Genomic DNA, 21583 nt, shown 5'->3' with positions numbered 1-21583 from the left:
TCGGTGTTGGCGACGTAAACGCAAGGATGGACGCACAGCGAAGGGAAGCGATCGCCGAGTGGGACGACCGCTCGTTCTCCGACGGGTTCGGGGGACTCGGCCGGGTCGTCAGCGACGGGTTTTCCGGCGCGGCGACCGACGGGACCGGCTGGCTGTTCCTCGTCGACGGGAAGGTCGTCGGCGTCGTCGACGGGTCGCTCGACGACTTCGCCGACGCCTCGGGGACCGTCTACCGGGCCCCGGACGACGCGCTCCCCGTGCTCTTCGCGATGCAGGAGCTTGGCGGCGAGCCGCGGGCGAAGTACTACACCAACGACACGCCGCTGACCGAGGCCGACCGCAAGCTCTCGCAGGGGGGGTTCACCGGCTACGTCGAGCTGTCGGAGAACGTCCTCTCCGGCGACTACTACGTCGCCTACACGGGCGGCGAGTCGATGGCGGCGGCGTACGTCGGCAACGCCAGGCGGCTGGAGACCGGCGAGGAGGCGTTCGACCTCGCCGCCGACGAGGTCGGCATCTACACGGTGTACGAGGTCGACCTCGACGTCCGCCCGCTCCCGGACGGCGACAGCACGGGTGACACGGGCGCCGCCGATCCGACCGATCCGGCGGACTCGGCAGAGACGACCGACCGGACCGGTTCGGGTGCCGCGAGCGACGCGGACGAAGGGCCGGCCGACGAGTCGGGAGACCTCGGGAACGCCCCTGAGACGGCTGGCGACGACGGGGCGGAGGCGGAAGGCGGGGACGCCGATACTCCCGCGAGCGCGGCCGCCCCCGGCCCGAGCGCCGGTCGAGACGACGACCCGAGCGCCGGTCCGGATCCCGACCCGACCGCGTCGTCCCGGCACAGCGATCCGGCGACGGCGGACCGATCGACCGGAACCGACGACGGTAGCGTCCCGGACGACGGTCCCGACGCGGACGGCGAGTCCCCGGACGCCGATGCGGGAGCGGGACCGAACGCGGTCCAGATCGGAGACGCCGACGCCGCCGGCGGCACCGAAGTCCCGGACCCTGCCGACTCGGACGGCGGTAGCTCGGACGCCGCCGCCTCGGACGCCCCAGACACGCCCGACTCCGAGGACGTCTTCTCGGAGGAGGCGGAGTGGCGGGAACAGAAGTCGATCCCGGCGCTCGACCCCTCGGAGGCGGGCGAGGAGACCCGACCGGGCGACGACCGACGCGCCGCGTCGTCACAGCGCAAGCGGCCGGCCGGCCAACGCGGCCGGTCCGAGCGGAACGAATCGGGAACGAACGGCGGGTCGCCGTCGCCGCGCTCGACCGCGCAGTCGGCGTCGACGCCGTCTGCGGTCTCGAAGCGCGACGCGGGCGGAGACGCGGCGGGGAGCGCGGACCCGGAGCGACTCCGGAAGCTCGAGGCGGCTCTCCAGGAGACCGAGACGGAGCGCCAGTCGCTCGCCGACGAGCGCGACCGGCTGGCGGCCGAACGCGACGAGGTCGAGACGGAGCGCGACGAGTTGGCCGACGAGGTCGAGCGGCTCGAGTCCGAGACGGAGGACCTCAGGGAGGAGCGCGACCGGCTCCGGCGCGAGCTCTCGAAGGCGAAGGAACGGCTCCCGGACGCGGAGCGGACGCTCACCCCGGCGGAGGCGCGCAGCGGGACGAACCTGTTCATCAGGTACGACTCGAAGGAGGGCGCGACGCTGGCCGACGCCCACGAGGGGAGCGTCGACCGCGAGGCGCTCCGCGAGAACCTCCGGGTCGAACACCACACGAGCTTCGAGACCGACGGGGTCGCGGTGGACGGGCGACCGTTCGAGGAGTTCTTAGAGGACACCATCGAGTACGGGTTCACCCGCTGGCTCGTCGAGGACCTCCCGTTCGAGGTCCGCGGCACCGGCAACGAGGGGACGCTCCGGGACCTCTACGACGCCCTCCCGGAGGTCGACCGCGCCGAGATCGGCGGGACGGTGTCGATCGAACTCCGCGAGGGCGGCGAGGAGACCCGCGAGCAGCGGACGTTCGACCTCGTGTTGCGCGACCGGATGGGCCACCCCCTCTTCGTCGCCGACCTGAACGACAGCCGGGACCCGACGCCCGAGGGGACGCTGGAGTCGCTCGTCGAGAACGGGCGCGACATCGCGTCCTCGAACGAGACGTTCGCCGGGGCGTTCGCGGTGACGGAGAGCTTCTTCGAGCCGGGCGCCTTAGAGACCGCGAGCGACGCGGTCGGCGGCGGCCTGTTCAGCCGGTCGAAGCGCGCGAGCTTCGTGAAGCTCTCGCGCAAGCAGGGGTACCACCTGTGCCTCGTCGAGGCGCGCGACGGCGGGTTCCACATGACGGTCCCCGACCTGTAGGCGTCACCGACCGTTTCGGATCCGCGGCTGCGCGCGGAGAGAAAACGCGGCGCCTACTCGGCGAGCGAAATCGAAAGCGGCGTCAGTTCTCGAGTTCCGCGGCGTCGTCGATCCGCATGGATCCGAGCTTCTCGACGGTCTCGTCGAGCTTCTCGTCGAGTTCGTCGACGAACTCGTGGGTGCGCTCCGTGGTGATCGCGCCCTGGCTGGACGGCTCGATGAGGTTCTCCTCTTCGAGGACCCGCAGCGAGTAGCGGACCTTGTGGTGCGGGTAGCCGGTCTCGTTCGACATCTTCACGATGCCGATCGGTTCGTTTTCGATGACCATTCGCAGGACCTGGAGGTGACGTTCCAGCATGTCTACCTCCTTCTCTAATCGATCTATCATGGCACATGTTAACTCGTCATGCCCCCGTTTAAAAGTTGCTGTCGGCGGCCGGGGAGACCGCGCCGGGCCGCGGCGGCCGCGACGGATCGAGTGATCCGACGCTTTGACGTGCCAGTAGTTAACGTGTTCGATCGCGGCACGACGGACGGAGCCGAGTCAGCGCGGACGGCGGCGAGGCGGGCGCCGCCGGTCGAAATCGAGACAATACACGAACGAGCCTATCGACAACTACGCGTTTATCGCGTGATCCACATCCGTGGCGTTCTCGCGGTCGCAGACCGTAATCTGTTTTACCCCCCGCAGGGAATCGGCAGGTCGTATGACACTCACCATCGTCGGCTCCCAGCTCGGCGACGAGGGCAAGGGCGCGCTCGTCGACCGATGGGGAGGGGACGCGGACGTCGTAGTCCGTTATCAGGGCGGCGACAACGCCGGCCACACCGTCGTCGAAGGCGGCGCGGAGTACAAGCTCTCGCTGGTTCCCAGCGGCGCGGTCCGGGGGACGACCGGAATCCTCGGCAACGGCTGCGTCGTCAACCCGAAGACGCTGTTCACCGAGATCGACGACCTCCGTGAGCGGGGGCTCGACCCGGCCGTGCGCGTCGCCCGCCGCGCGCACGTCATCATGCCGTACCACCGGGTGCTGGACGGGATCGAAGAGGAGGTCAAGGCCGACGACGACGCAGGCGACGAGGTCGGCACCACCGGCCGCGGCATCGGCCCGACGTACGAGGACAAGGCCGGCCGCCGCGGGATCCGGATCGCGGACCTGCTCGACTCCGACGTGCTCCGCGAGAAGCTCGAGTACGCCGTCCCGCAGAAGCGCGCGCTCGTCGAGGACGTGTACGGACTCGACCTCGCAGACGACGACGACCGCGCCGCGGCGTTCGACGTCGACGCGCTCCACGAGGAGTTCGCCGCGATCGGCGAGCGACTCGCCGACGAGGGGATGACCGTCAACTGCTCCGACTACCTCCACCGCCGCCACGCGGCGGGCGACGAGATCCTCTTCGAGGGCGCGCAGGGCACTCACATCGACGTCGACCACGGGAACTACCCGTTCGTCACCTCCTCGAACCCGACCGCCGGCGCCGCGTCGGTCGGCTCGGGGCTCGGCGTCACGGCGGTCGGCGACGGCGAGGTGGTCGGCATCGTGAAGGCGTACCTCTCGCGGGTCGGCGAGGGACCGATGCCGACCGAACTCGACGGCGACGCCGACGAGGAGGCGCTCGCCGACGAGATCCGCGAGAAGGGCGGCGAGTTCGGAACGGTCACCGGCCGCCCCCGCAGGATCGGCTGGCTCGACCTCCCGATGCTCCGCCACGCCGCGCGCGTCTCCGGGTTCACGGGCGTCGCGGTCAACCACGTCGACGTGCTCGCCGGCCTCGACGAGCTGAAGGTGTGTACGGGGTACGAGCTGGACGGAGAGCAGATCGACACCGTCCCCACCACCACCGACCGGTGGGAGCGCTGCGAGCCGATATCCGAGACGCTCGACACCTGGGAGCCGTTCGACTCGGCCGCGGTCGCCGAGGCGGGCTACGACGCGCTCCCCGAGGCCGCCCGCGAGTACCTACAGTTCCTCGCGGACGAGATCGACACCCCGGTCTACGCGGTCGGCGTCGGTCCCGACCGCGAGGAGACGGTCGAACTGACGAACCCGTTCGATAGATAGGCCGGATCCACGTTCTGTGGATCTCAGGTGAACAGGCGGGAAGTCAGTTACTCGGCGAGCGTGAGATCGTATTCAACGTTCACTACGTCGTTGCTGAGGTTTGTTGGGGGTGACGCTTCTCCTCGTTCGGAGTTATCGACAACAAGCCGATACTCGCCTTCGGGAACTTTTGAACTCACGGTTGCTCCACTGGAATCCAGAGCTGAGAGGTCCGGAATGTATTCGTATCGATCTCCCTGGTCAAAGTGTTCGTACTCGGACTCGTCCATCAGAATCACGTCGATCGCTGGCCCGTCTCGGACGATGAAGTCAAACTCGATATAGCCCGTGCTCGAAAAGCTAATACTGAAATGTCGCCACTGGTCTTCCTCTAGGTTCCGAGTATCGCTCTCAGTCTGGCTACCACTGAGATCGGGATCGTCTGGGTATTCGTCTTGTACGTCAGGAACGCCATCACCGTCTGTGTCGGCCGGTTCGTCGTTTTGCGAATTCGTGTTTGAACCTCCTCCCCCATCGGAATCGTTTCCCTCTGAACAGCCAGCAAGTGTAGCGCTAAGCCCAACCGATGTCGCAAGCAAATGTCGTCGGCTAAGTTCCATCTAAATCTGCTTCAGCACAATTTCACTTATAGACTTGTTAAAAATAAATTAAATTTGGATATGAGAGGTTTCGAATGGCTCAGCAGGAGATTCTGCGAATTGTCTCAGTACTGCGGGTCGATCTCGTCCAGCGCCGTCAGGTCCTCGTCGGTCAGCGACAGCTCCGCGGCCGCGAGGTTGGATTCGAGGTGGTCGACGCTCGACGTGCCCGGGATCGGCAGCGTCACGTCGGAGTGGTCGAGGAGCCACGCGAGCGCGACCTGTCTGGTCGTCGCGTCGCGGCGCTCCGCGACCTCGTCGATCGCCTCGGCGGACTCGTCGTCGTCGACCGCGTACATCGGTCCCCACGGGATGAAGCCGACGCCGTGGTCCTCGCAGGCGGCCAGCACGTCCTCGTCGTCGCGGTGGCCGACGTTGTAGCGGTTCTGGACGGTGGCGACGTCGACGATGTCGGTCGCCGTCTCAAGCTGCTCGACGGTGACGTTCGAGAGGCCGACGTGGGCGATCTGCCCGGCGTCTTTCATCTCCGCGAACGCGTGGACGGACTCCTCGAAGTCGGTGTCGGGGTCCGGGCGGTGGTACTGGTAGAGGTCGATGGTGTCCGTCCCGAGCCGGTCGAGGCTACACAGCACCTGGTTCTTCAGGAACTCGGGGTCGCCGTAGGGGAGCCAGTCGCCCTCGCGGTTGCGGAGCAGGCCGGCCTTCGAGGCGATCACGACGTCGTCGGGGTCGCCGAGCGCCTCGCCGATCAGCCGCTCGGAGACGCCCGGTCCGTAGGAGTCCGCGGTGTCGACGAAGTCGACGCCGAGGTCGACCGCGCGCTTGAGTACGTCCTTCGCGTCGTCCTCGTCGTCGGGTCGCCCGATGATCTCCTCGCCCGTGATCCGCATCGCGCCGAAGCCGAGGCGGTTGACGGTGCGTTCGCCGCCGATGTCGAACGTCTCGCTCCTGTCGGTGGTGTCGGAAGCCATGACTGAGTGATCTCGCGCCACGCGGAAAGCGGTGAGGGTGGCGGAAGGAAGCGTGCCTCGACGGTGCCGGCTCGATATTGCAACCGTTCGCCCGTGTTGCGCCCGTCGCTACTCATAAACCGTCCCCGCGTGATCGTGAGGTATGGACGCCGAGCGCGAGGTACTCGACGTGTTGGCGCGGAACGCCCGCGAGGACATCGACGACATCGCGGCCCAGACGGGTCTCGACGCGGCGGCGGTCGCGGACGCGATCGACGCGCTGGAGGCTGACGGCGTCGTCCACGGCTACCAGGCCGTCGTCGACTGGGACCGCGTCGACGAGGGGAAGATCCGCGCGGTCGTCGAGATCAACGTCGAACTCGACCGCGAGACGGGGTACGAACAGGTCGCGGACCGGATCGCGAAGTTCCCCGCGGTCGACGCCTTACACCTCGTCTCCGGCGACTACGACTTCGCCGTCGAGGTGCTCGGCGAGAACATGCAGGACGTCTCCGAGTTCATCTCCGAGCAGGTCGCGCCCATGCCGGCGGTCACCCAGACGGTGACCCACTACATCATGGAGACGTACAAGGACGGCGGGATCCGGTTCGAGGACGGCGACGACGACGACCGCCTCTCCGTGTCGCCATGAGGCTGTCGGACCGCGCGCGCACCCTGCCCGAGTCGGGGATCCGGAAGTTCTTCGAGCTGGCGGAGGCGCGCGACGACGTCATCTCGCTGGGCGTCGGCGAGCCGGACTTCTCGGCGCCGTGGACCGCCCGCACCGCCGCGATCGACTCGCTCGAACGCGGGAAGACCTCCTACACCGCGAACCGGGGGATGGCCGCGCTCCGCGAGCGGATCGCCGACCACCACGAGCGCTACGACCAGTCGTACGCGCCGGAGTCGGAAATCCTGGTCACGACCGGCGCGAGCGAGGCGGTCGACCTCGCGTTCCGCGCGCTCGTCGACCCCGGCGACACGGTCGCGGTCCACGAGCCGACGTACATCTCCTACGGCCCGGGGATCGAACTCGCGGGCGGCGAGCAGCTGACGGTTCCGACCCGCTCCGCGGACGACTTCGCGCTCACCCGCGAGTCGCTGGAGGCCGCGGGCGCGGCCGAGGCCGACCTACTTGTGCTCTGTTACCCGAACAACCCCACGGGCGCGACGATGACCGACGAGGAGTACGCCGAGGTCGCGGCGTTCTGCCGCGAGGAAGATCTCCGCGTGATCGCCGACGAGATCTACGCCGCGCTCACATACGGCGCCGACCACGCCTCGATCGCGACCCAGCCAGGGATGCGCGAGCGCACGGTCGTCGTCAACGGCTTCTCGAAGGCGTACGCGATGACCGGCCTGCGGCTGGGGTACGCGCTGGGCCCCGCGGAGGCGATCGACGCGATGAACCGGATCCACCAGTACACGATGCTGTCGGCGCCGACGACGCCGCAGTACGCGGCCATCGAGGCGCTCGACCGCTGCGACGACGAGGTGACGGAGATGGTCGAGGAGTACAACCGTCGCCGCCGGCTGGTCGTCTCCCGGTTCAACGAGATGGGTCTCGACACCTTCGAGCCGGGCGGCGCGTTCTACGCGTTCCCCGAGTGCGGCGGCGACGACGAGGCGTTCGCGGAGGCGCTGCTGGAGGCGCAGGGCGTCGCGGTCGTCCCCGGGTCCGTCTTCGGCGACGGCGGGGAGGGCCACCTCCGCGTTTCGTACGCGACCTCGATGCGCGAGCTGAAGGAGGCGACCGACCGGATCGCGGCGTTCGTCGAGGGCCGATGACCGAGTTCGTCGAGGACCGATGATCGACAGGATCTGGCACGGCTGGACGACCCCGGAGAACGCGGACGAGTACGAGCGGCTGCTCCGCGAGGAGATCCTCCCATCGTTCGCCGACGCGGACAACGACGGCTACCGGGGCACTCGGCTGCTCCGGCGCGAGGCCGACCCCGAAACCGACGACGGGGAGGTCGAGTTCGTCACGATCCTCCGGTTCGACTCGACCGAGTCGGTGAGGGAGTTCGCGGGCGAGGAGTACCGAGACGCGCACGTTCCGCCGGCGGCCCGCGAGGTCCTGAAGCGGTTCGACGACCGCGCGCGACACTACGAGGTCCGCGAGGAGCGCGAGTACTGAGCGGCGGGTCGCGACCCGAGCGGCGACCACCCGGGGACTCCGCGATCGCCGTGCGCCCGCGACCGGTAAACGAACAACTCCTCGCGAATTTATCACCGTTCGCCAACGATTATCACGTTCGATCCGGATCGACGGGGTATGGAGTTCCAGCTAACGGACGAACAGAAGCAGCTGCGCGAGGAGGTACGGAAGTTCGCCGACGAGGAGATCCGGCCGGTCGCGACCGAGTACGACGTCGACGAGGAGTACCCCCACGAGATCATGGACAAGGCGGCCGACATGGGGCTGCTCGCGCCGCACGTCCCGGTGGAGTACGGCGGCATCGGCTACTCCTCGCTGGAGAACGCGATCCTCACCGAGGAGCTGTTCGCGGCCGACCCCGGGATCGGTCTCTGTATCTCCAGCGCCGGGTTCGGCGCGGAGGCCCTGATGGAGTTCGGGACGGAGGATCAGAAGGAGCGCGTCCTCTCCGAGGTCACCGCGGGCGACGCGGTGATGGGTTCGGCCATCTCGGAGCCGCAGGCGGGGTCGGACGTGACCTCGGTCGCGACGCGGGCGGAGAAGGACGGCGACGAGTGGGTGCTCAACGGCTCGAAGATGTGGATCACGAACGGCACCGTCGCGGACTACTTCGTCGTCGTCTGCGAGACGGACCCCGAGATCGACGACCGCTACTCGGGCTACTCGCAGATCCTCGTCGAGGGCGACCGCGACGGGCTCACCCGCGACAAGATCACCGGCAAGCTCGGGATTCGGGCGAGCGACACGGCCGAGCTGCGCTTCGATGACGTTCGGGTCCCCGAGGAGAACCTCATCGGCCAGCGCGGCATGGGGTTCCTCCAGCTCATGCAGTTCTTCGACGAGACCCGAACCGCGGTCGCCGCACAGGGGGTCGGCATCGCCCGCGGCGCGGCCGAGCGCGCGCTGGAGTACGCCGAGGAGCGCGAGCAGTTCGACCGCCCGATCAGCGACTTCCAGGCGATCAAACACAAGCTCGCGGAGATGCACACGAACACCGAGGCCGCCCGCTGGCTCACCTACCGCTCCGCGTGGGCGGTCGACAACGAGTCCGGCGACCTGACCGCGCTCGCGTCGATGGCCAAGGAGTTCGCCTCGCGGACCGCGGTGGAGGTCGCCGACGAGGCGGTCCAGGTCCACGGCGGCGCCGGCTACGTCAACGACCACGACGTGGAACGGCTCTACCGCGACGCGAAGATCACCCAGATCTACGAGGGGACCACCGAGATCCAGAAGAACATCGTCGCCCGCGAGCTGCTCGACGAGGGGATGTGAGGTCGGGGACGGGTCCCGCGCCGGCAGCAACCGGTACGTAAAAACTCCGGGGCGACGTAGGACCGCGGCATGAGCAAGGACGCGGACGCCGAGCGGGTCGAGGGGGCAGACGCCGGAACGGGCGACGGCGTAACGTTCGAACCGGGCGACGAGGCGGACCCCGAGGAGCGGCTCAAGCGCCAGCGCGACGACCTCCGACTCCTGAACCAGGTAATGCGCCACGACATCCGCAACGATCTCCAGCTCGTCGGGGCGTACGCCGAACTGCTCGACGACCACGTCGACGAGGAGGGCGAAGAGTACCTGGACGTGATCAAACGGAACACCCAGAGCGCCGTCTCGCTCACCACGACGGTCCGCGACCTCGCGGAGGTGATGCTCCGGGACGACGCGGAGCCGAGCCGCGTCTCGCTCGACCGGATCCTCTCACAGCAGGTCGAGGAGGTCCGCTCCGCCTACTCGGAGGCCGTCTTCACCGTCGAGGGGTCGTTCCCCGAGGCGGCGGTCGTCGCCGACGAGATGCTGAGTTCCGTGTTCCGGAACCTCCTACGGAACGCGGTCCAGCACAACGACGAGACGCCGCCGAAGGTGACGGTGTCCGCGACGGTCGAGGGGAGCGAGGGCGTCGCCGAGGTGCGGATCGCCGACAACGGGCCGGGGATCCCCGAAGACCAGCGCGACGAGGTGTTCGGCAAAGGCGAGAAGGGACTCGACAGCCCCGGCGCGGGGATCGGACTCTACCTGGTCCGGTCGCTCGTCGAGATCTACGGCGGCGACGTGTGGATCGAGGACAACGAGCCGAAGGGCGCCGTGTTCGTGGTCCGCCTGCCGCTCTGTGAGGGATCATAAGCGAGGGGCTGGAGAGTTAGAGAGATTCTCCGCGTCATCGGTCATTTATAAACAGACCGTCAACCGAATCTCAGACCCGACCTACTCGTCGTCGTACTCCATCGCGACCGAGTTGATACAGAATCGCTTGCCGGTCGGCTCGGGGCCGTCGTCGAACACGTGGCCCAGATGGGAGTCGCAGTTCGCGCACCGGACCTCGGTCCGGCGCATCCCGTGGCTGGTGTCGACCGTCGTCGTCACGGACTCCTCCTCGGCGGCGTAGAAGGCGGGCCAGCCGCAGCCGGACTCGAACTTCGTCTCGGCCTCGAAGAGGACGGTGCCGCAGGCCCGACAGCGGTACTCCCCGTCGTCGGGGTGGTGGTCGACGTACTCCCCCGAGAACTTCGCCTCCGTGCCGCTCTCGCGGAGCACGCGGTACTCCTCCTCGGAGAGCCGCTCGCGCCACTCCTCGTCGGTCAGTTCGCTCGGGTCGCGCTCGTCGGTCTCGCTCATACCACCGGTACGCGCCCCACGGGCAAGGGGGTTGCGCCGATCGGAGCGACCCCGGCGGCGACGCGCCGCCGACCCAACTGGTTTCACCCTCGCTGCGGATCGGTTCGCATGGCGCGCGAAGTCACGCACGAGGAGCGGGGGCCGGCGGTGCTCGACGACGACGACAAGGGCGACGACGGCCTCATCTACGTCTGCCAGTGCGGCCTCTCGGACACGAAGCCGCTCTGTGACGGCTCGCACAACGCGACTGCCGACGAGGCGGACGGCGTCGTGTACAAGTACCCGGACGACGACCCCGAGGCGGAGCGGCGCGAGATCGACGAGATCGTCTACGCCGACGAGTAGCCGCCTCTCGCTCGCCCCTTAGAGCACGCCCATCTCGCCGAGCCGCTCGGGGAGGTAGGTGTCCGTGACGAAGTCGAGGCCGCGGCTCGCGAGCGACTGCTGTTCGGACTTCTTGCCGATGTCGAGCTGGAGCTCGATCTGCTCTTCCCAGTAGTCGGTCTGGAAGCGCGGGTCCTCCAGCTCGGATTCGAGAGCGTTCACGTCCGAGTCCGAGAGCGGGTCGGAGGGGAGGTCGTACTCGACGATGTCCTCCGGCTGGATCCCGATGAACTTCGCCTCCGGCGTCGCGAGGTACTTCGAGAGGTGCGCGGACTTGATCGAGCCGTACGCGACGGAGCCGTAGATCCGGTAGGACCACGGGTCGCCGTCCGTGAACACCACCACGGGGAGGTCCAGCTCGTCGCGGAAACGCTTCGTCAGCCGGCGCGTCGCGCGCGCGGGCTGCCCGCCGAGGTGGACGACGAGGGCGTCGTGCGCCTCGTCGAAGCCGTTCTCGACGAGCCGGTCGCGCATCCCGCCGGTCTCCACGCAGAGGACGAACTCGGCGTCGTTGTCGAGGAACTCGATGGTGTCGGGGTTGTTAGGGATCTGGTACCCCCCCTGCCCGACGTCGAGCTGACAGTGAATCTCGCGGTCGCCGCGGTTGGTCTGCTCGCGGATCTGTAGCGGTCCCATCACCTTCGCGCCCGACTCCTCCGGACGCATGTGGAAGTCCTCGCGGGTGACCCCCGTCACGATCTCGAGGTCCTCCACGAGGTCGTTCGACTCGTCTTGGCTGTTGAACTGCGCCTCGTCGTTGTCCCACGACTCCGAGAGGTAGTACAGCTCACGCAGCGTCGACGAGCGGTCGTCGTCGAGCTGGCCCGCGAGGAACTCGATCGTGTAGGCGGCCTTCAACAGCTTGCGCGCGCCCCGCACCGAGTTGGCGCTGCGCGTCGAGGTGCGGTCGCCGTAGGTCCAGACGCCGCTCTCCTCGTCGTACTCGATGTTGCTCTTCGTCCGCGTGGGGAGCGTCATCTCCGGGATGTCCCCCGCCGCGAACTGGTCGTAGAAGTCCGCGGCCAGGTCGATCAGCTCGTCTCGTGCGTCGCTTTCGGTCGTCATTTATGCGTTCACCGTGAGCTTCTCCGTCTCCACGCCGCCGACGCTGACCTCGAACTCGGGGTTGCCGTCGACCGCGTACGTCAGTTCCCTCTCGTCGCCCGAGGGCACCTCGGGCTTCCACTGGACGAACCACTCGCCGTCCATGTCCACCACCGTCCCGTCGGAGAGGTCGGTCGGCTCCGCCGAGACGATGTCCGTGATCTCAAGCGCCTCGTTCACGTCCGAGTGGTTCTCGACGACGAGGGTCACCGTCTCGCCGTTCACCTCGCGCTCGACGCTGACGTTGTTCATGATCCGCGCCAAGGCCCCGTCGATGTCGGGGCGCGACCGTCCCGTCACCTCCGAGACCTTGTCGGCCATTTCGGGGAGTATCCGGCCGAGTACGTCCTGCTTCTCCCGGCGCTGTTGCATCGAGCGCCGCTTGTTGAGGAACGACTTCAGCTCCCTTGCGGCCTCCCGAACCGCCAGCTCGATCTCGTCTTCGATCTCCGGGACGTTCGCGAGCGCGTCCTTCGACTCGCTCGTGAACGGGACGTTGGTGGAGGCGACGTGGATCGAGATGACTGCGGGACCGTTCGGCATCCCGGAGCCGCCGGGCTGGTCCAACCCGTAGTTGCGCCAGCCGATCTGCTTTATCACGTCCGTCGTCGCGCAGGCGCCGCGCTGGTAGACGAGCGGGACGCGGTTCGCGAACCGGAGCAGTTCGACCGACCCCTCCGACGGGATCGACCCGCCGTAGGCGATGCCGGCCTCGACGATGAACGGGTCGCCGCCGTGGACGTCGGCGTCCCGGGTCGCGGCCGCGTAGAAGTCGGCGTCGTACTCCTTCCGCAGCCCGGCCTCGACCAACTCCGCGGTGATCGGCGCGAGGCAGTCGGTCGGCGGCGCGAGGATGTCTGTCGTCCGCATCGCCTCGAGCAGGTCGGCAGCGGCGTCGCGGTCGCCCGCGATCGATTTCACCTTCGGCGGGTCGTCCGGAACGGTCCGCGCCCGCGACCAGAACGCCTCGACGACGTTCTCGCGGGCCGTCTCGCCGAACGTCGCGTCGCGCTGCTCGGCGACGAACGACGCCGCGTCCGCGACGAGGCGGTCGAGGTCGTCGCGGGTGATCCGGAACGCGTCGCCGTCGAGGTTCTCGAACCGGCGCGCGAGCGCCTCTGCCATCGCCTGGACCGCGGCGTCGTCCTTCCGCGTCGACGTCGCCTCGTCGACGAGGGCGTAGACGTCGGGGACGAGCGGCGACTCCTCGGTCTCGTCGGCGTCACCGACGTCGCTCTCGCCCGGATCGGCGGCCGCGTCCTCCTCGGCGCCGAGACCGGTGACCGCCCGCCACGCGGCGTCGACCGCGTTCTCGCGGACGGTCCCGCCGAACGTCTTGCTCGTGTCGCCCTCGACCGTCTCCGCGGTGTTGTCGACGATTTCCGCGAGTTCGGACCGGGTGAGCCGGTCGTTGTTCGAAACCGTCTCGGCGACGCCCTCGGCGAAGGCGGTCGTCGCGTCCTTGCCCTTGTTGGCGACGGCGTCCGCGACCGCGCTCGCGACGTCGCGGTCGTCGTGGGTCCGGGGCGGGGACCACGACAGCTCGCGGCCGTAGTAGATATCGCGGAAGTTGTCGATGACGCCGTCCGCGGTCTTCTTCCCGACCCGCGTGAACTCCTCCTGGAGGAACCCCGACACGGAGTACGACTCGGTCGCCTCCAGCATCTTGATCAGCGACCCGAGTTCGACGCCGTGCGGGTGCGGACGGATCTCCTTCGTCTCCGCGGGCAGCTCGTCGGTCGCGCGCTCGAACTTCAGCGGCTCGTCGAGCCCCGGCTCGCGCAGTTCGATCCGGGCGTGGGGGTTGACGACCGCGGTGTGTTTCACGTAGTCGTGGAGCTGCTGGCGGGCGCGCATGTTCGCCTCCATCTCCAGCTCGATCCGGGTGCCGTGCGGACGGTCCCACGTCGTCTCCTCGTCGGCCTGGATCTCCGGCTCGTTCGTGTCCGTGTCGATGATCAGCTCGAAGTACTGCGCCCGCGACTGCCCCTTCGGGCGCGAGGTGATCTTCGCGGGCTGGCCGGAGGTCAACTGAGAGTACAGCACGGCCGCTGAAATCCCGATCCCCTGTTGACCGCGATTTTGTTCACGCTTATGGAATCTTGAGCCATACAGAAGCTTCCCGAACACTTTCGGGAGCTGTTCCTTCGTGATGCCCGGCCCGTTGTCCTCGATGACGAGCCGGTAGTAGTCGCCCACCTCCTCGATCTCGATGTAGATGTCGGGGGGGACGCCGGCCTCCTCGGTCGCGTCGAGGGCGTTGTCGACCGCCTCCTTGACGGCGGTGACGAGCCCGCGGGCGCCCGAGTCGAACCCGAGCATGTGCTTGTTCTTCTCGAAGAACTCGGCGATGGAGATCTCGCGCTGGCCCTCGGCCAGCTCCTCCGCGATCCCCTCCTCGTCGCCGATCGTCGACTGGAAGGACGTCATTCGGTACACCATCCTACCTCCGAGGCACCTAAAAACGCACCGGCGGCGCGGTGGAAGTGGATATCCGCGTCAGACGGCGTCTCGTCGCCCTGTTCGAGAGTGTGTCGCACGAAAAGGCAACGTCCGATCCCGCCGACAGGTTTCTCCCCGTGACGCCCCTTCTGTACCCCATGACAGAGTGGACCGCCGAGGACGTGCCGCGACTGGACGGGAAGACGGTCGTCGTCACCGGGGCGAACAGCGGACTTGGGTACGAGGGGACCCGCGCGTTCGCCGCCCGGGGCGCGACAGTCGTGATGGCGTGCCGGAGCGTCGAGCGCGCCGAGGAGGCGGCCAGCGAGCTCCGCGCCGACGCGGGGGGCGCGGTCGACGGCGAACTCGACGTCCGCGAGTGCGACCTCGCCTCGCTCGACTCGGTCGCGGCGTTCGCCGAGGGACTGCGCGACGACTACGACGCGGTCGACGTCCTCTGTAACAACGCCGGCGTGATGGCGATCCCGCGGAGCGAGACCGAGGACGGCTTCGAGACGCAGTTCGGCGTCAACCACCTCGGCCACTTCGCGCTCACCGGTCGGCTGTTCGACCTCCTCGACGCGGCCGACGGCATCGACGGCGACACCCGCGTCGTCACCCAGTCGTCGGGCGCCCACGAGCAGGGCGAGATGGACTTCGATGACCTCAACTGGGAGCGCTCGTACGGCAAGTGGCAGGCGTACGGGCGCAGCAAGCTGTCGAACCTGCTTTTCGCCTACGAGCTCCAGCGCCGCCTCGACGCGGCGAGCGACGAGGGCGACGACCCGGGGATCCGCAGCGTCGCCTGTCACCCGGGCTACACCGACACGAACCTCCAGATGCGGACCGCGGCCGAGAGCGGGAACCCCCTGATGAAAGTCGGGATGCGGGCCGCGAACCTTGTGCTGGGACAGGACGCAGCGATCGGCGTCGAACCGATGCTGTACGCGGCGACGGCCGACGTCGACGGCGGCGCGTACGTCGAGCCGGGGGGCCTGATGAACATGCGCGGGCACCCGACCGTCGGCCGGTCGAACGACGCCTCCTACGACCGCGAGGACGCCCGGAAGCTCTGGGAGTACTCGACCGAGGCGACCGGCGTCGAGTTCCCGGTTTGATCGTCCGAGCGACTCAGTGTAACGTCCCCTCGCGGACGTGGTCGTCGTACGCGAACAGCGCGTAGCCCACGTCGACAGCGCGGTAATCGGTCTTGTCGACGATCTCGCGGATCGGCTCGATCATCGCGACGTAGTCGGCGGCGTCGAAGCTCTCCTTCCGGCCGTCGAGGTAGCCGAGCCGCTCCAGTGACGCCCAGACGCGCGTGTCGACGACCGCGTGGCGGTCGCCGTCGAGCGCGGCCAGCACGCACGACGCGGTCGGCGCCTTGAACCCGGAGAGACCGGTGAGGAGGCGGATCGTCGAGAAGTCGCCGTCGACCGCGCGGGCGTTGCGGGTCACCTCTCGACACCGTGATTCGGGGTTCGTCTCGACGTGGTAGGCGCTCCGCGTCGACGACGCGTAGGCGATCTCGTACAGTTGATCTCGGGTCAGGTGCCCCTGCGACCGATACGTCTCGCCGAACTCCTCCAGCCGCTCGGGGAGCAGGCCCTGCGTCTCGGCGTAGCGGTCGAGGTTCTCGGCGACGAACGCGTCGAGGTCGTCCGGTGACGGATGAGCGTCGTCCGCGTGGGAGTCGTCAGCCTCCATGCGGAGCGCTCCTCGCTCGGCGACCAAAACGACGGCGCCGTCGCTCGGGGCGTGAATATACGGGAACGCGTTTCGAGAGCTGTCCGAGTTCGTCGGTAGCGGATGCCGCCGGACGAGCTACAGCCGAGTGAGGTTCGTCGCGCGCGGACCCTTGTCCGCCTCCTCGATCTCGAACTCTACCTCCTGTCCCTCCTCGAGGTCCGGGCCGCCGACGTCTTCCATGTGGAAGAACACGTCCTCGTCAGCGTCGTCAGTCTCGATGAATCCGTAGCCGCCGGTGTCGTTGAAGAAGTCGACCTTGCCTGTCGCCATCGCAATCTAACTGTCTCCCGACGTGGTGATAAGTGTTGCGTGCCTCGGGAGATCTCCGCTGCGTGCCTTCTGCCGGGCGTATTCGTCGCACGCGAGGGGAATTCGGTGCGCGTTCGTGTGACGCGGCGTCGAGACCGCTACCGATTTCAGTCGCGGACCGCGACCTCGTCGCCGACGCGGAGCGTCTCCCCGCGGTCGCGCTCGGGAATCCGCGCGATGATCATCAGCGAGTAGTAGTGGTCGAACGCGTCGTCGTCGGCCCACTCGGGGAACGTCGCCTCCCGTCGCCGGACGAACCGCTCGCGGAACTCGGGGGTCGGTTCCCCGGTGTCGGGGTCGCGCTGCGGAACGACGCACCGGCCGCACGGCGTCACCCCTTCGACGCGCACGCCGTCGAGTTCGAACGCCGGTGCCTCGTCGCCGACGAACCGGTCCTCCCAGAACGCCGGGACGCCCGAGACCTCGACGTTCGCCCGAAGGCGTCGACGCGCGCCGTCGACGGTCATCCCGTCGAACCACGACGCGACCGCCTCCAGCGTCGCCGTGCTGACGACCGACGGACCCATGTCTCGCCGGTCGACGAACCCCAGCGACTCGTCCCGCCGGAGCGTCAGATCCGCGTCGAAGAAGTCACTGAACCACCGCGTCGCGCGGGTCCGCTCGTCGTCCAGGTCGAACCGCCGACCGGTTCCGTCGGGCGTCTCGACCCGCAGCGTCCCCGACTCGGGGTCGAAGTCGGTCGCGAGGTCGTGTACCCGGTCTGTCCGCTTCCCGTTGAGGACGTCGCCGTCGGCGTCGAACAGCGCGAACTCGCGGTCGTGTTTCAGCGTCCCGCCGTCGAGGATCGGGACGGCTTCGACGTCGACCCCGTCTAATCCCTTCACCGGAAACACCCTGAGTCGCTCCAAGCGGGCCATATCGTGGGAACAACCCGCCGCTCCCTATAGCCTTTCCTCGAACACGTCCGTGCCGCTGACCGCGGCCGAGGACGGGAACGACGACGCCTCGACCGATCCCGATCCGCCAGTTTCCGTTTTCTGTCGCGGGCGCGACCATCGGTTGGGTTTTGATCCGAAAGTACCGGCGGTGGAGAGCTTTGGTTCCGAAGGGGAAAACGCACTAAGGGAGTATCCCGTAGTACAACACAAGATGAGCACCAGAACCACCCATCTCGACATCACGGGGATGAGCTGCGCCAACTGCTCGGCGACCGTCGGCGACGCCGTGGAGTCGCTCGACGGGGTCTCGCGGGCGGACGCGAACTACGCCACCGACGAGGCGACCGTCGAGTACGACCCGGAGCGGACCTCGCTCGCGGCGATCTACGACGCCATCGAGGACGCGGGCTACGGCGCGGTCTCCGAGACCGCGACCGTCGCGATCACCGACATGTCGTGCGCGAACTGCGCGGACGCCAACCGCGAGGCGCTCGAAGGCGTCTCCGGCGTCATCGACGCCGACGTGAACTACGCGACCGACGAGGCGCAGGTGCGGTACAATCCCGCCGACACGTCGATTTCGGCGCTGTACGACGCCGTCGAGGACGCGGGCTACTCGCCGGTCCGCGAGGGCGACGGCGAGGCGGCCGACGGGGAGGGCGGCGACTCCGCCGAGAGCGCGCGCGACGCGGCCCGGAACGACGAGATCCGCAAACAGCGCCGACTGACGCTGTTCGGCGCCGCGCTCTCCGCGCCCCTCCTCTTCTTCCTCGTCGATAATCTCCTCCTCGGGGGCGCCATCGTGCCGGACGGCGTCTTCGGTCTCGATATTCACTGGGTCGCGTTCGCGCTCGCGACGCCGGTCCAGGTCGTGCTCGGCCGGCCGTTCTACGTGAACTCCTACAAGGCGCTCGTCACGAACGGCCGCGCCAACATGGACGTGCTGATCGCGTTGGGTTCGACGACGGCGTACGTCTACTCCGTCGCCGTCCTCCTCAACGCGGTCGCCGGGAGCGTCTACTTCGACACGGCCGCGCTCATCCTCGTCTTCATCACGCTCGGCAACTACCTCGAAGCCCGCTCGAAGGGACAGGCCGGGGAGGCGCTCCGGAAGCTGTTGGAGATGGAGGCCGACACCGCCACCCTCGTCGACGAGGACGGGACCGAGCGCGAGGTGTCGATCGACGATGTCGAGGTCGGCGACCGGATGAAGGTCCGCCCCGGCGAACAGATTCCGACCGACGGCGTCGTCGTCGAGGGGCAGTCCGCGGTCGACGAGTCGATGGTGACCGGCGAGTCCGTCCCGGTCGAGAAGACCGAGGGCGACGAGGTCGTCGGCTCCACCATCAACGAGAACGGTCTCCTCGTCGTCGAGGCGACGAAGGTCGGCGCGGACACCGCCCTCCAGCAGATCGTCCAGACCGTCAAGGAGGCGCAGTCCCGCCAGCCCGAGATCCAGAACCTCGCGGACCGCATCTCCGCGTACTTCGTGCCCGCGGTCATCGCGAACGCGCTGCTGTGGGGGATCGTCTGGTTCGCCTTCCCCGAGACGCTCGCCGCCTTCGTCGACTGGCTCCCGCTGTGGGGCCAGGTCGCCGGCGGTCCCGCCCCGGTCGGCGGGACCGTCTCGGTGTTCGAGTTCGCGATCGTCGTGTTCGCCTCGTCGGTCCTGATCGCGTGTCCCTGCGCGCTCGGGCTGGCGACCCCGGCCGCGACGATGGTCGGGACCACCATCGGGGCGCAGAACGGCGTCCTGTTCAAGGGCGGCGACGTGCTCGAACGCGCGAAGGACGTCGACACGGTCGTCTTCGACAAGACCGGGACGCTCACGAGAGGCGAGATGGAGCTGACGGACGTGGTCGCGTTCAGCGAGACGCTCCCCGACGGCGGCGCGCTCGCCGAGGGCGAGAACGCGGTGGCGACGAGCGAAGACGCGACGAGAGGCGGCTCGACGGCGACGTCCGAGGACGAGGTCCTCCGGCTCGCCGCGAGCGCCGAGCGCGGCAGCGAACACCCGCTCGCCCGCGCCATCGTCGACGGCGCCGAGTCGCGCGGCCTCGACCTCAGCGACCCCGAGGACTTCGAGAACGTCCCCGGACACGGCGTCAAGGCGACCGTGAACGGCGACGAGGTGCTGGTCGGCAACCGGAAGCTGCTGGGCGACAACGGGATCGACCCCGCGCCCGCCGCGGAGACGATGGAACGCTTAGAGAGCGAGGGGAAGACGGCGATGCTCGTCGCCCGGGTTCGCGCCGGCACGGATGGCGGGGAGCTCCTCGGCGTCGTCGCCGACGCCGACACGGTGAAACCGAGCGCGAAGGAGGCGGTGAGCGAACTCCGCGAGCGCGGGGTCGACGTGATGCTGATCACGGGCGACAACGAGCGCACGGCCCGCGCGGTCGCCGAGCAGGTCGGGATCGACCCCGACAGCGTTCGCGCCGGCGTCCTGCCCGAGGACAAGTCCGACGCGGTCGAGGAGATCCAGGCCGACGGGCGCCGGGCGATGATGGTCGGCGACGGCGTCAACGACGCCCCGGCGCTCGCGGTCGCGTACGTCGGCACCGCCATCGGCTCCGGGACCGACGTGGCCATCGAGGCCGCGGACGTGACGCTGATGCGCGACGACCCGCTCGACGTGGTGAAGGCGATCCGCGTCTCGGACGCGACGCTCCAGAAGATCAAACAGAACCTCGTGTGGGCGCTCGGCTACAACACGGCGATGATCCCGCTCGCGTCGCTCGGGCTGCTCCAGCCCGTCCTCGCGGCCGGCGCGATGGCGTTCTCGTCGGTGTCCGTGCTGACGAACAGCCTCCTCTTCCGCCGGTACGACCCCGACGGCGACTACCGGCTCCTCGGGTTCCTCCGGCGCTGATCGGGAGTCGACCGCCGCTCCCGTCCGCTTCCCGCCGCCGTCCCGAAGCCCCAAGACGGCCCGGCGCGTACGCCGGCGTATGTCGACCCTCCTCGTCGTCGGCGGCAGCGGCTTCATCGGACGCGACGTCTGTCGGTTCGCCGTTCGCGACGGACACGAGGTCCGCAGCGTCTCGCGGAGCGGCCGCCCCGAGGTCGACGAGGCGTGGGTGGATTCCGTCTCGTGGACGAGCGCCGACCTGTTCCGACCGAACGCGTGGCGCGACCGCCTCGACGGCGTCGACGCCGTGGTCCACTCCGTCGGGACGCTCACCGAGGCGGCGACCGACGGCGTCACCTTCGAGCGCGTCAACGGCGACGCGGCCGTTCTCACGGCGCTGGAGGCCGAGCGCGCCGGCGTCGACGCGTTCGTCTTCCTCTCCGCGGCCGCGAAGCCGCCGGGGATCCGGAACGCCTACCTGACGGCTAAGCGCCGCGCCGAGGCGTCTATCGCCGACCTCGACCTCGACGTCGTCACCCTCCGGCCGGGACCGGTGTACGGCGAGGGACAGCCCCATCTCCCCGGCGTCGCCGACCGCGTCCTTCGGTTCGTCGCGAGCGCGCGCCCCATCGCGTCGCGGCTCGGCGAGGCGCGGCCCCTCTCCGTCGACACCGTCGCTCGCGCGACGTACCGCGCCGCGCTGGACCCGGGCGAGCGGCTGCTCGACGTCTCCGACATTCGCGACCTCGCCGGGTGAGCGGCGGGGAGATACCTGATCGTAAAAGCCCGTCAGCGCGCGCTGCGCTCCTTGGCCATCTCCAGCGAGATGAAGAAGCCGAAGTACGCCGGGATCCCCGCGGCCATGAACATGTACAGCACCCACTGCGGGGCCGTCGAGAAGGCGACGTTGTACAGCGACGACGCGATCCCCACCCAGACGAGCGCGAACAGCAGGTCCTGGAGCATCCCGGTGCCGTTCTCGCTGAGCACGTGCCGGGCGCGGTCGGCGACGCTCGGGTCGGTCGGCTCGTCGTCCGGCGTCTCCGCGGCGTCCGTGTCGGGCATGAAGTGAGTGTGTGCGGGGGGTTACGTCGGTGTTGCGGAATCGCGCGGCGTCGGGCGCGCGACGAAGCGATCC

21 protein-coding genes are annotated in these 21583 nt (G+C 68.7%); 11 read left to right on the top strand and 10 right to left on the bottom strand.

The annotated features are described in order from the left end of the window. Positions 1-26: 26 nt before the first annotated feature. Complete coding sequence (locus J2744_RS01475) at positions 27-2321, top strand: DUF7527 domain-containing protein (protein WP_209543522.1); 2295 nt, start codon at positions 27-29, stop codon at positions 2319-2321. Positions 2322-2403: 82 nt separating this feature from the next. On the opposite strand, the gene J2744_RS01470 is transcribed toward J2744_RS01475, so the two are convergent. After that, positions 2404-2709: a hypothetical protein gene (locus tag J2744_RS01470; RefSeq protein WP_004595838.1), complete on the bottom strand. Its 306-nt coding sequence runs from the start codon at positions 2707-2709 to the stop codon at positions 2404-2406. A 319-nt stretch (positions 2710-3028) separates the two neighbouring features. Between J2744_RS01470 and J2744_RS01465 the strand changes: the two genes are divergently transcribed. Next, positions 3029-4384, top strand: coding sequence for an adenylosuccinate synthase (locus J2744_RS01465; protein WP_209543520.1), 1356 nt, complete (start codon positions 3029-3031; stop codon positions 4382-4384). 47 nt (positions 4385-4431) lie between these two features. Here the strand turns inward: J2744_RS01465 and J2744_RS01460 are convergent, their stop codons facing one another. Both J2744_RS01460 and J2744_RS01455 read right to left on the bottom strand, forming a co-directional pair. Beyond that, the gene (locus tag J2744_RS01460) at positions 4432-4983 is read right to left on the bottom strand and encodes a hypothetical protein (protein WP_209543518.1); all 552 of its coding nucleotides are present in this window, start codon (positions 4981-4983) and stop codon (positions 4432-4434) included. A gap of 104 nt (positions 4984-5087) precedes the next feature. Beyond that, complete coding sequence (locus tag J2744_RS01455) at positions 5088-5954, bottom strand: aldo/keto reductase (protein ID WP_209543515.1); 867 nt, start codon at positions 5952-5954, stop codon at positions 5088-5090. Positions 5955-6096: 142 nt separating this feature from the next. Between J2744_RS01455 and J2744_RS01450 the strand changes: the two genes are divergently transcribed. The 5 genes from J2744_RS01450 to J2744_RS01430 all read left to right on the top strand — a co-directional run bounded on the left by J2744_RS01450 (position 6097) and on the right by J2744_RS01430 (position 10215). Then, positions 6097-6585 (top strand): Lrp/AsnC family transcriptional regulator, encoded by a 489-nt coding sequence (locus tag J2744_RS01450; RefSeq protein ID WP_006113643.1) that lies wholly within the window; start codon positions 6097-6099, stop codon positions 6583-6585. Further along, the gene (locus J2744_RS01445) at positions 6582-7721 is read left to right on the top strand and encodes a pyridoxal phosphate-dependent aminotransferase (RefSeq protein ID WP_209543505.1); all 1140 of its coding nucleotides are present in this window, start codon (positions 6582-6584) and stop codon (positions 7719-7721) included. Before J2744_RS01450 ends, J2744_RS01445 begins: the two co-directional genes overlap by 4 nt. A 19-nt stretch (positions 7722-7740) precedes the next feature. Then, complete coding sequence (locus tag J2744_RS01440; protein ID WP_209543503.1) at positions 7741-8073, top strand: antibiotic biosynthesis monooxygenase family protein; 333 nt, start codon at positions 7741-7743, stop codon at positions 8071-8073. A gap of 138 nt (positions 8074-8211) precedes the next feature. After that, positions 8212-9366 (top strand): acyl-CoA dehydrogenase family protein, encoded by a 1155-nt coding sequence (locus J2744_RS01435; RefSeq protein WP_209543501.1) that lies wholly within the window; start codon positions 8212-8214, stop codon positions 9364-9366. Between the two features lie 69 nt (positions 9367-9435). Then, positions 9436-10215: a sensor histidine kinase gene (locus J2744_RS01430; protein WP_209543498.1), complete on the top strand. Its 780-nt coding sequence runs from the start codon at positions 9436-9438 to the stop codon at positions 10213-10215. An 81-nt stretch (positions 10216-10296) separates the two neighbouring features. On the opposite strand, the gene msrB is transcribed toward J2744_RS01430, so the two are convergent. Continuing rightward, entirely contained in the window at positions 10297-10707 is a 411-nt protein-coding gene (gene msrB, locus J2744_RS01425) for a peptide-methionine (R)-S-oxide reductase MsrB (protein ID WP_209543496.1), read from the bottom strand. Between the two features lie 108 nt (positions 10708-10815). Between msrB and J2744_RS01420 the strand changes: the two genes are divergently transcribed. Beyond that, positions 10816-11052 (top strand): CDGSH iron-sulfur domain-containing protein, encoded by a 237-nt coding sequence (locus J2744_RS01420; RefSeq protein ID WP_209543494.1) that lies wholly within the window; start codon positions 10816-10818, stop codon positions 11050-11052. Positions 11053-11070: 18 nt separating this feature from the next. Here the strand turns inward: J2744_RS01420 and J2744_RS01415 are convergent, their stop codons facing one another. Together J2744_RS01415 and J2744_RS01410 are read right to left on the bottom strand one after the other, a co-directional pair. Continuing rightward, entirely contained in the window at positions 11071-12156 is a 1086-nt protein-coding gene (locus J2744_RS01415; RefSeq protein WP_209543492.1) for a DNA topoisomerase IV subunit A, read from the bottom strand. Further along, positions 12157-14625 carry a DNA topoisomerase VI subunit B gene (locus tag J2744_RS01410; protein WP_209543999.1) on the bottom strand — a complete coding sequence of 823 codons (2469 nt, stop codon included), beginning with the start codon at positions 14623-14625 and terminating at the stop codon, positions 12157-12159. A 170-nt stretch (positions 14626-14795) separates the two neighbouring features. Here J2744_RS01410 and J2744_RS01405 point away from each other — a divergent pair, with 170 nt between their 5' ends. Next, positions 14796-15755, top strand: a complete 960-nt coding sequence (locus J2744_RS01405; RefSeq protein WP_209543491.1) for an oxidoreductase — start codon at positions 14796-14798, stop codon at positions 15753-15755. 13 nt (positions 15756-15768) lie between these two features. Here J2744_RS01405 and J2744_RS01400 read toward each other — a convergent pair whose 3' ends face one another. The 3 genes from J2744_RS01400 to J2744_RS01390 form a co-directional block, all read right to left on the bottom strand. Next, positions 15769-16344: a hypothetical protein gene (locus tag J2744_RS01400; RefSeq protein ID WP_209543481.1), complete on the bottom strand. Its 576-nt coding sequence runs from the start codon at positions 16342-16344 to the stop codon at positions 15769-15771. 117 nt (positions 16345-16461) lie between these two features. After that, positions 16462-16656 (bottom strand): cold-shock protein, encoded by a 195-nt coding sequence (locus tag J2744_RS01395; protein WP_004045866.1) that lies wholly within the window; start codon positions 16654-16656, stop codon positions 16462-16464. A 146-nt stretch (positions 16657-16802) separates the two neighbouring features. Next, positions 16803-17573, bottom strand: a complete 771-nt coding sequence (locus tag J2744_RS01390) for an MOSC domain-containing protein (protein ID WP_209543479.1) — start codon at positions 17571-17573, stop codon at positions 16803-16805. A gap of 232 nt (positions 17574-17805) precedes the next feature. On the opposite strand from J2744_RS01390, the gene J2744_RS01385 reads away from it, so the two are divergent. Both J2744_RS01385 and J2744_RS01380 read left to right on the top strand, forming a co-directional pair. Continuing rightward, positions 17806-20466, top strand: a complete 2661-nt coding sequence (locus J2744_RS01385; RefSeq protein ID WP_209543478.1) for a heavy metal translocating P-type ATPase — start codon at positions 17806-17808, stop codon at positions 20464-20466. A gap of 79 nt (positions 20467-20545) precedes the next feature. Further along, a complete protein-coding gene (locus J2744_RS01380; protein ID WP_209543476.1) occupies positions 20546-21202 on the top strand; it encodes an NAD-dependent epimerase/dehydratase family protein in 657 nt (218 codons plus the stop codon). A gap of 32 nt (positions 21203-21234) precedes the next feature. Here the strand turns inward: J2744_RS01380 and J2744_RS01375 are convergent, their stop codons facing one another. Beyond that, positions 21235-21510 (bottom strand): hypothetical protein, encoded by a 276-nt coding sequence (locus J2744_RS01375; protein ID WP_209543474.1) that lies wholly within the window; start codon positions 21508-21510, stop codon positions 21235-21237. Positions 21511-21583: the final 73 nt, after the last annotated feature.

The sequence above is a fragment of the Halorubrum trapanicum genome, from assembly GCF_017873555.1.
Lineage (GTDB): Archaea > Halobacteriota > Halobacteria > Halobacteriales > Haloferacaceae > Halorubrum > Halorubrum trapanicum.
The sequence above is the reverse complement of the archived record's forward strand: the minus strand, read 5'-3'. Positions and strand labels throughout refer to the sequence as shown.

What these genes read in the sequence shown, in the direction of transcription:
- J2744_RS01475 (WP_209543522.1), top strand. Translation starts at nt 27, where the DNA reads ATGGACGCACAGCGAAGGGAAGCGATCGCCGAGTGGGACGACCGCTCG.
- J2744_RS01470 (WP_004595838.1), bottom strand. Translation starts at nt 2,709, where the DNA reads ATGATAGATCGATTAGAGAAGGAGGTAGACATGCTGGAACGTCACCTC.
- J2744_RS01465 (WP_209543520.1), top strand. Translation starts at nt 3,029, where the DNA reads ATGACACTCACCATCGTCGGCTCCCAGCTCGGCGACGAGGGCAAGGGC.
- J2744_RS01460 (WP_209543518.1), bottom strand. Translation starts at nt 4,983, where the DNA reads ATGGAACTTAGCCGACGACATTTGCTTGCGACATCGGTTGGGCTTAGC.
- J2744_RS01455 (WP_209543515.1), bottom strand. Translation starts at nt 5,954, where the DNA reads ATGGCTTCCGACACCACCGACAGGAGCGAGACGTTCGACATCGGCGGC.
- J2744_RS01450 (WP_006113643.1), top strand. Translation starts at nt 6,097, where the DNA reads ATGGACGCCGAGCGCGAGGTACTCGACGTGTTGGCGCGGAACGCCCGC.
- J2744_RS01445 (WP_209543505.1), top strand. Translation starts at nt 6,582, where the DNA reads ATGAGGCTGTCGGACCGCGCGCGCACCCTGCCCGAGTCGGGGATCCGG.
- J2744_RS01440 (WP_209543503.1), top strand. Translation starts at nt 7,741, where the DNA reads ATGATCGACAGGATCTGGCACGGCTGGACGACCCCGGAGAACGCGGAC.
- J2744_RS01435 (WP_209543501.1), top strand. Translation starts at nt 8,212, where the DNA reads ATGGAGTTCCAGCTAACGGACGAACAGAAGCAGCTGCGCGAGGAGGTA.
- J2744_RS01430 (WP_209543498.1), top strand. Translation starts at nt 9,436, where the DNA reads ATGAGCAAGGACGCGGACGCCGAGCGGGTCGAGGGGGCAGACGCCGGA.
- msrB (WP_209543496.1), bottom strand. Translation starts at nt 10,707, where the DNA reads ATGAGCGAGACCGACGAGCGCGACCCGAGCGAACTGACCGACGAGGAG.
- J2744_RS01420 (WP_209543494.1), top strand. Translation starts at nt 10,816, where the DNA reads ATGGCGCGCGAAGTCACGCACGAGGAGCGGGGGCCGGCGGTGCTCGAC.
- J2744_RS01415 (WP_209543492.1), bottom strand. Translation starts at nt 12,156, where the DNA reads ATGACGACCGAAAGCGACGCACGAGACGAGCTGATCGACCTGGCCGCG.
- J2744_RS01410 (WP_209543999.1), bottom strand. Translation starts at nt 14,625, where the DNA reads ATGACGTCCTTCCAGTCGACGATCGGCGACGAGGAGGGGATCGCGGAG.
- J2744_RS01405 (WP_209543491.1), top strand. Translation starts at nt 14,796, where the DNA reads ATGACAGAGTGGACCGCCGAGGACGTGCCGCGACTGGACGGGAAGACG.
- J2744_RS01400 (WP_209543481.1), bottom strand. Translation starts at nt 16,344, where the DNA reads ATGGAGGCTGACGACTCCCACGCGGACGACGCTCATCCGTCACCGGAC.
- J2744_RS01395 (WP_004045866.1), bottom strand. Translation starts at nt 16,656, where the DNA reads ATGGCGACAGGCAAGGTCGACTTCTTCAACGACACCGGCGGCTACGGA.
- J2744_RS01390 (WP_209543479.1), bottom strand. Translation starts at nt 17,573, where the DNA reads ATGGCCCGCTTGGAGCGACTCAGGGTGTTTCCGGTGAAGGGATTAGAC.
- J2744_RS01385 (WP_209543478.1), top strand. Translation starts at nt 17,806, where the DNA reads ATGAGCACCAGAACCACCCATCTCGACATCACGGGGATGAGCTGCGCC.
- J2744_RS01380 (WP_209543476.1), top strand. Translation starts at nt 20,546, where the DNA reads ATGTCGACCCTCCTCGTCGTCGGCGGCAGCGGCTTCATCGGACGCGAC.
- J2744_RS01375 (WP_209543474.1), bottom strand. Translation starts at nt 21,510, where the DNA reads ATGCCCGACACGGACGCCGCGGAGACGCCGGACGACGAGCCGACCGAC.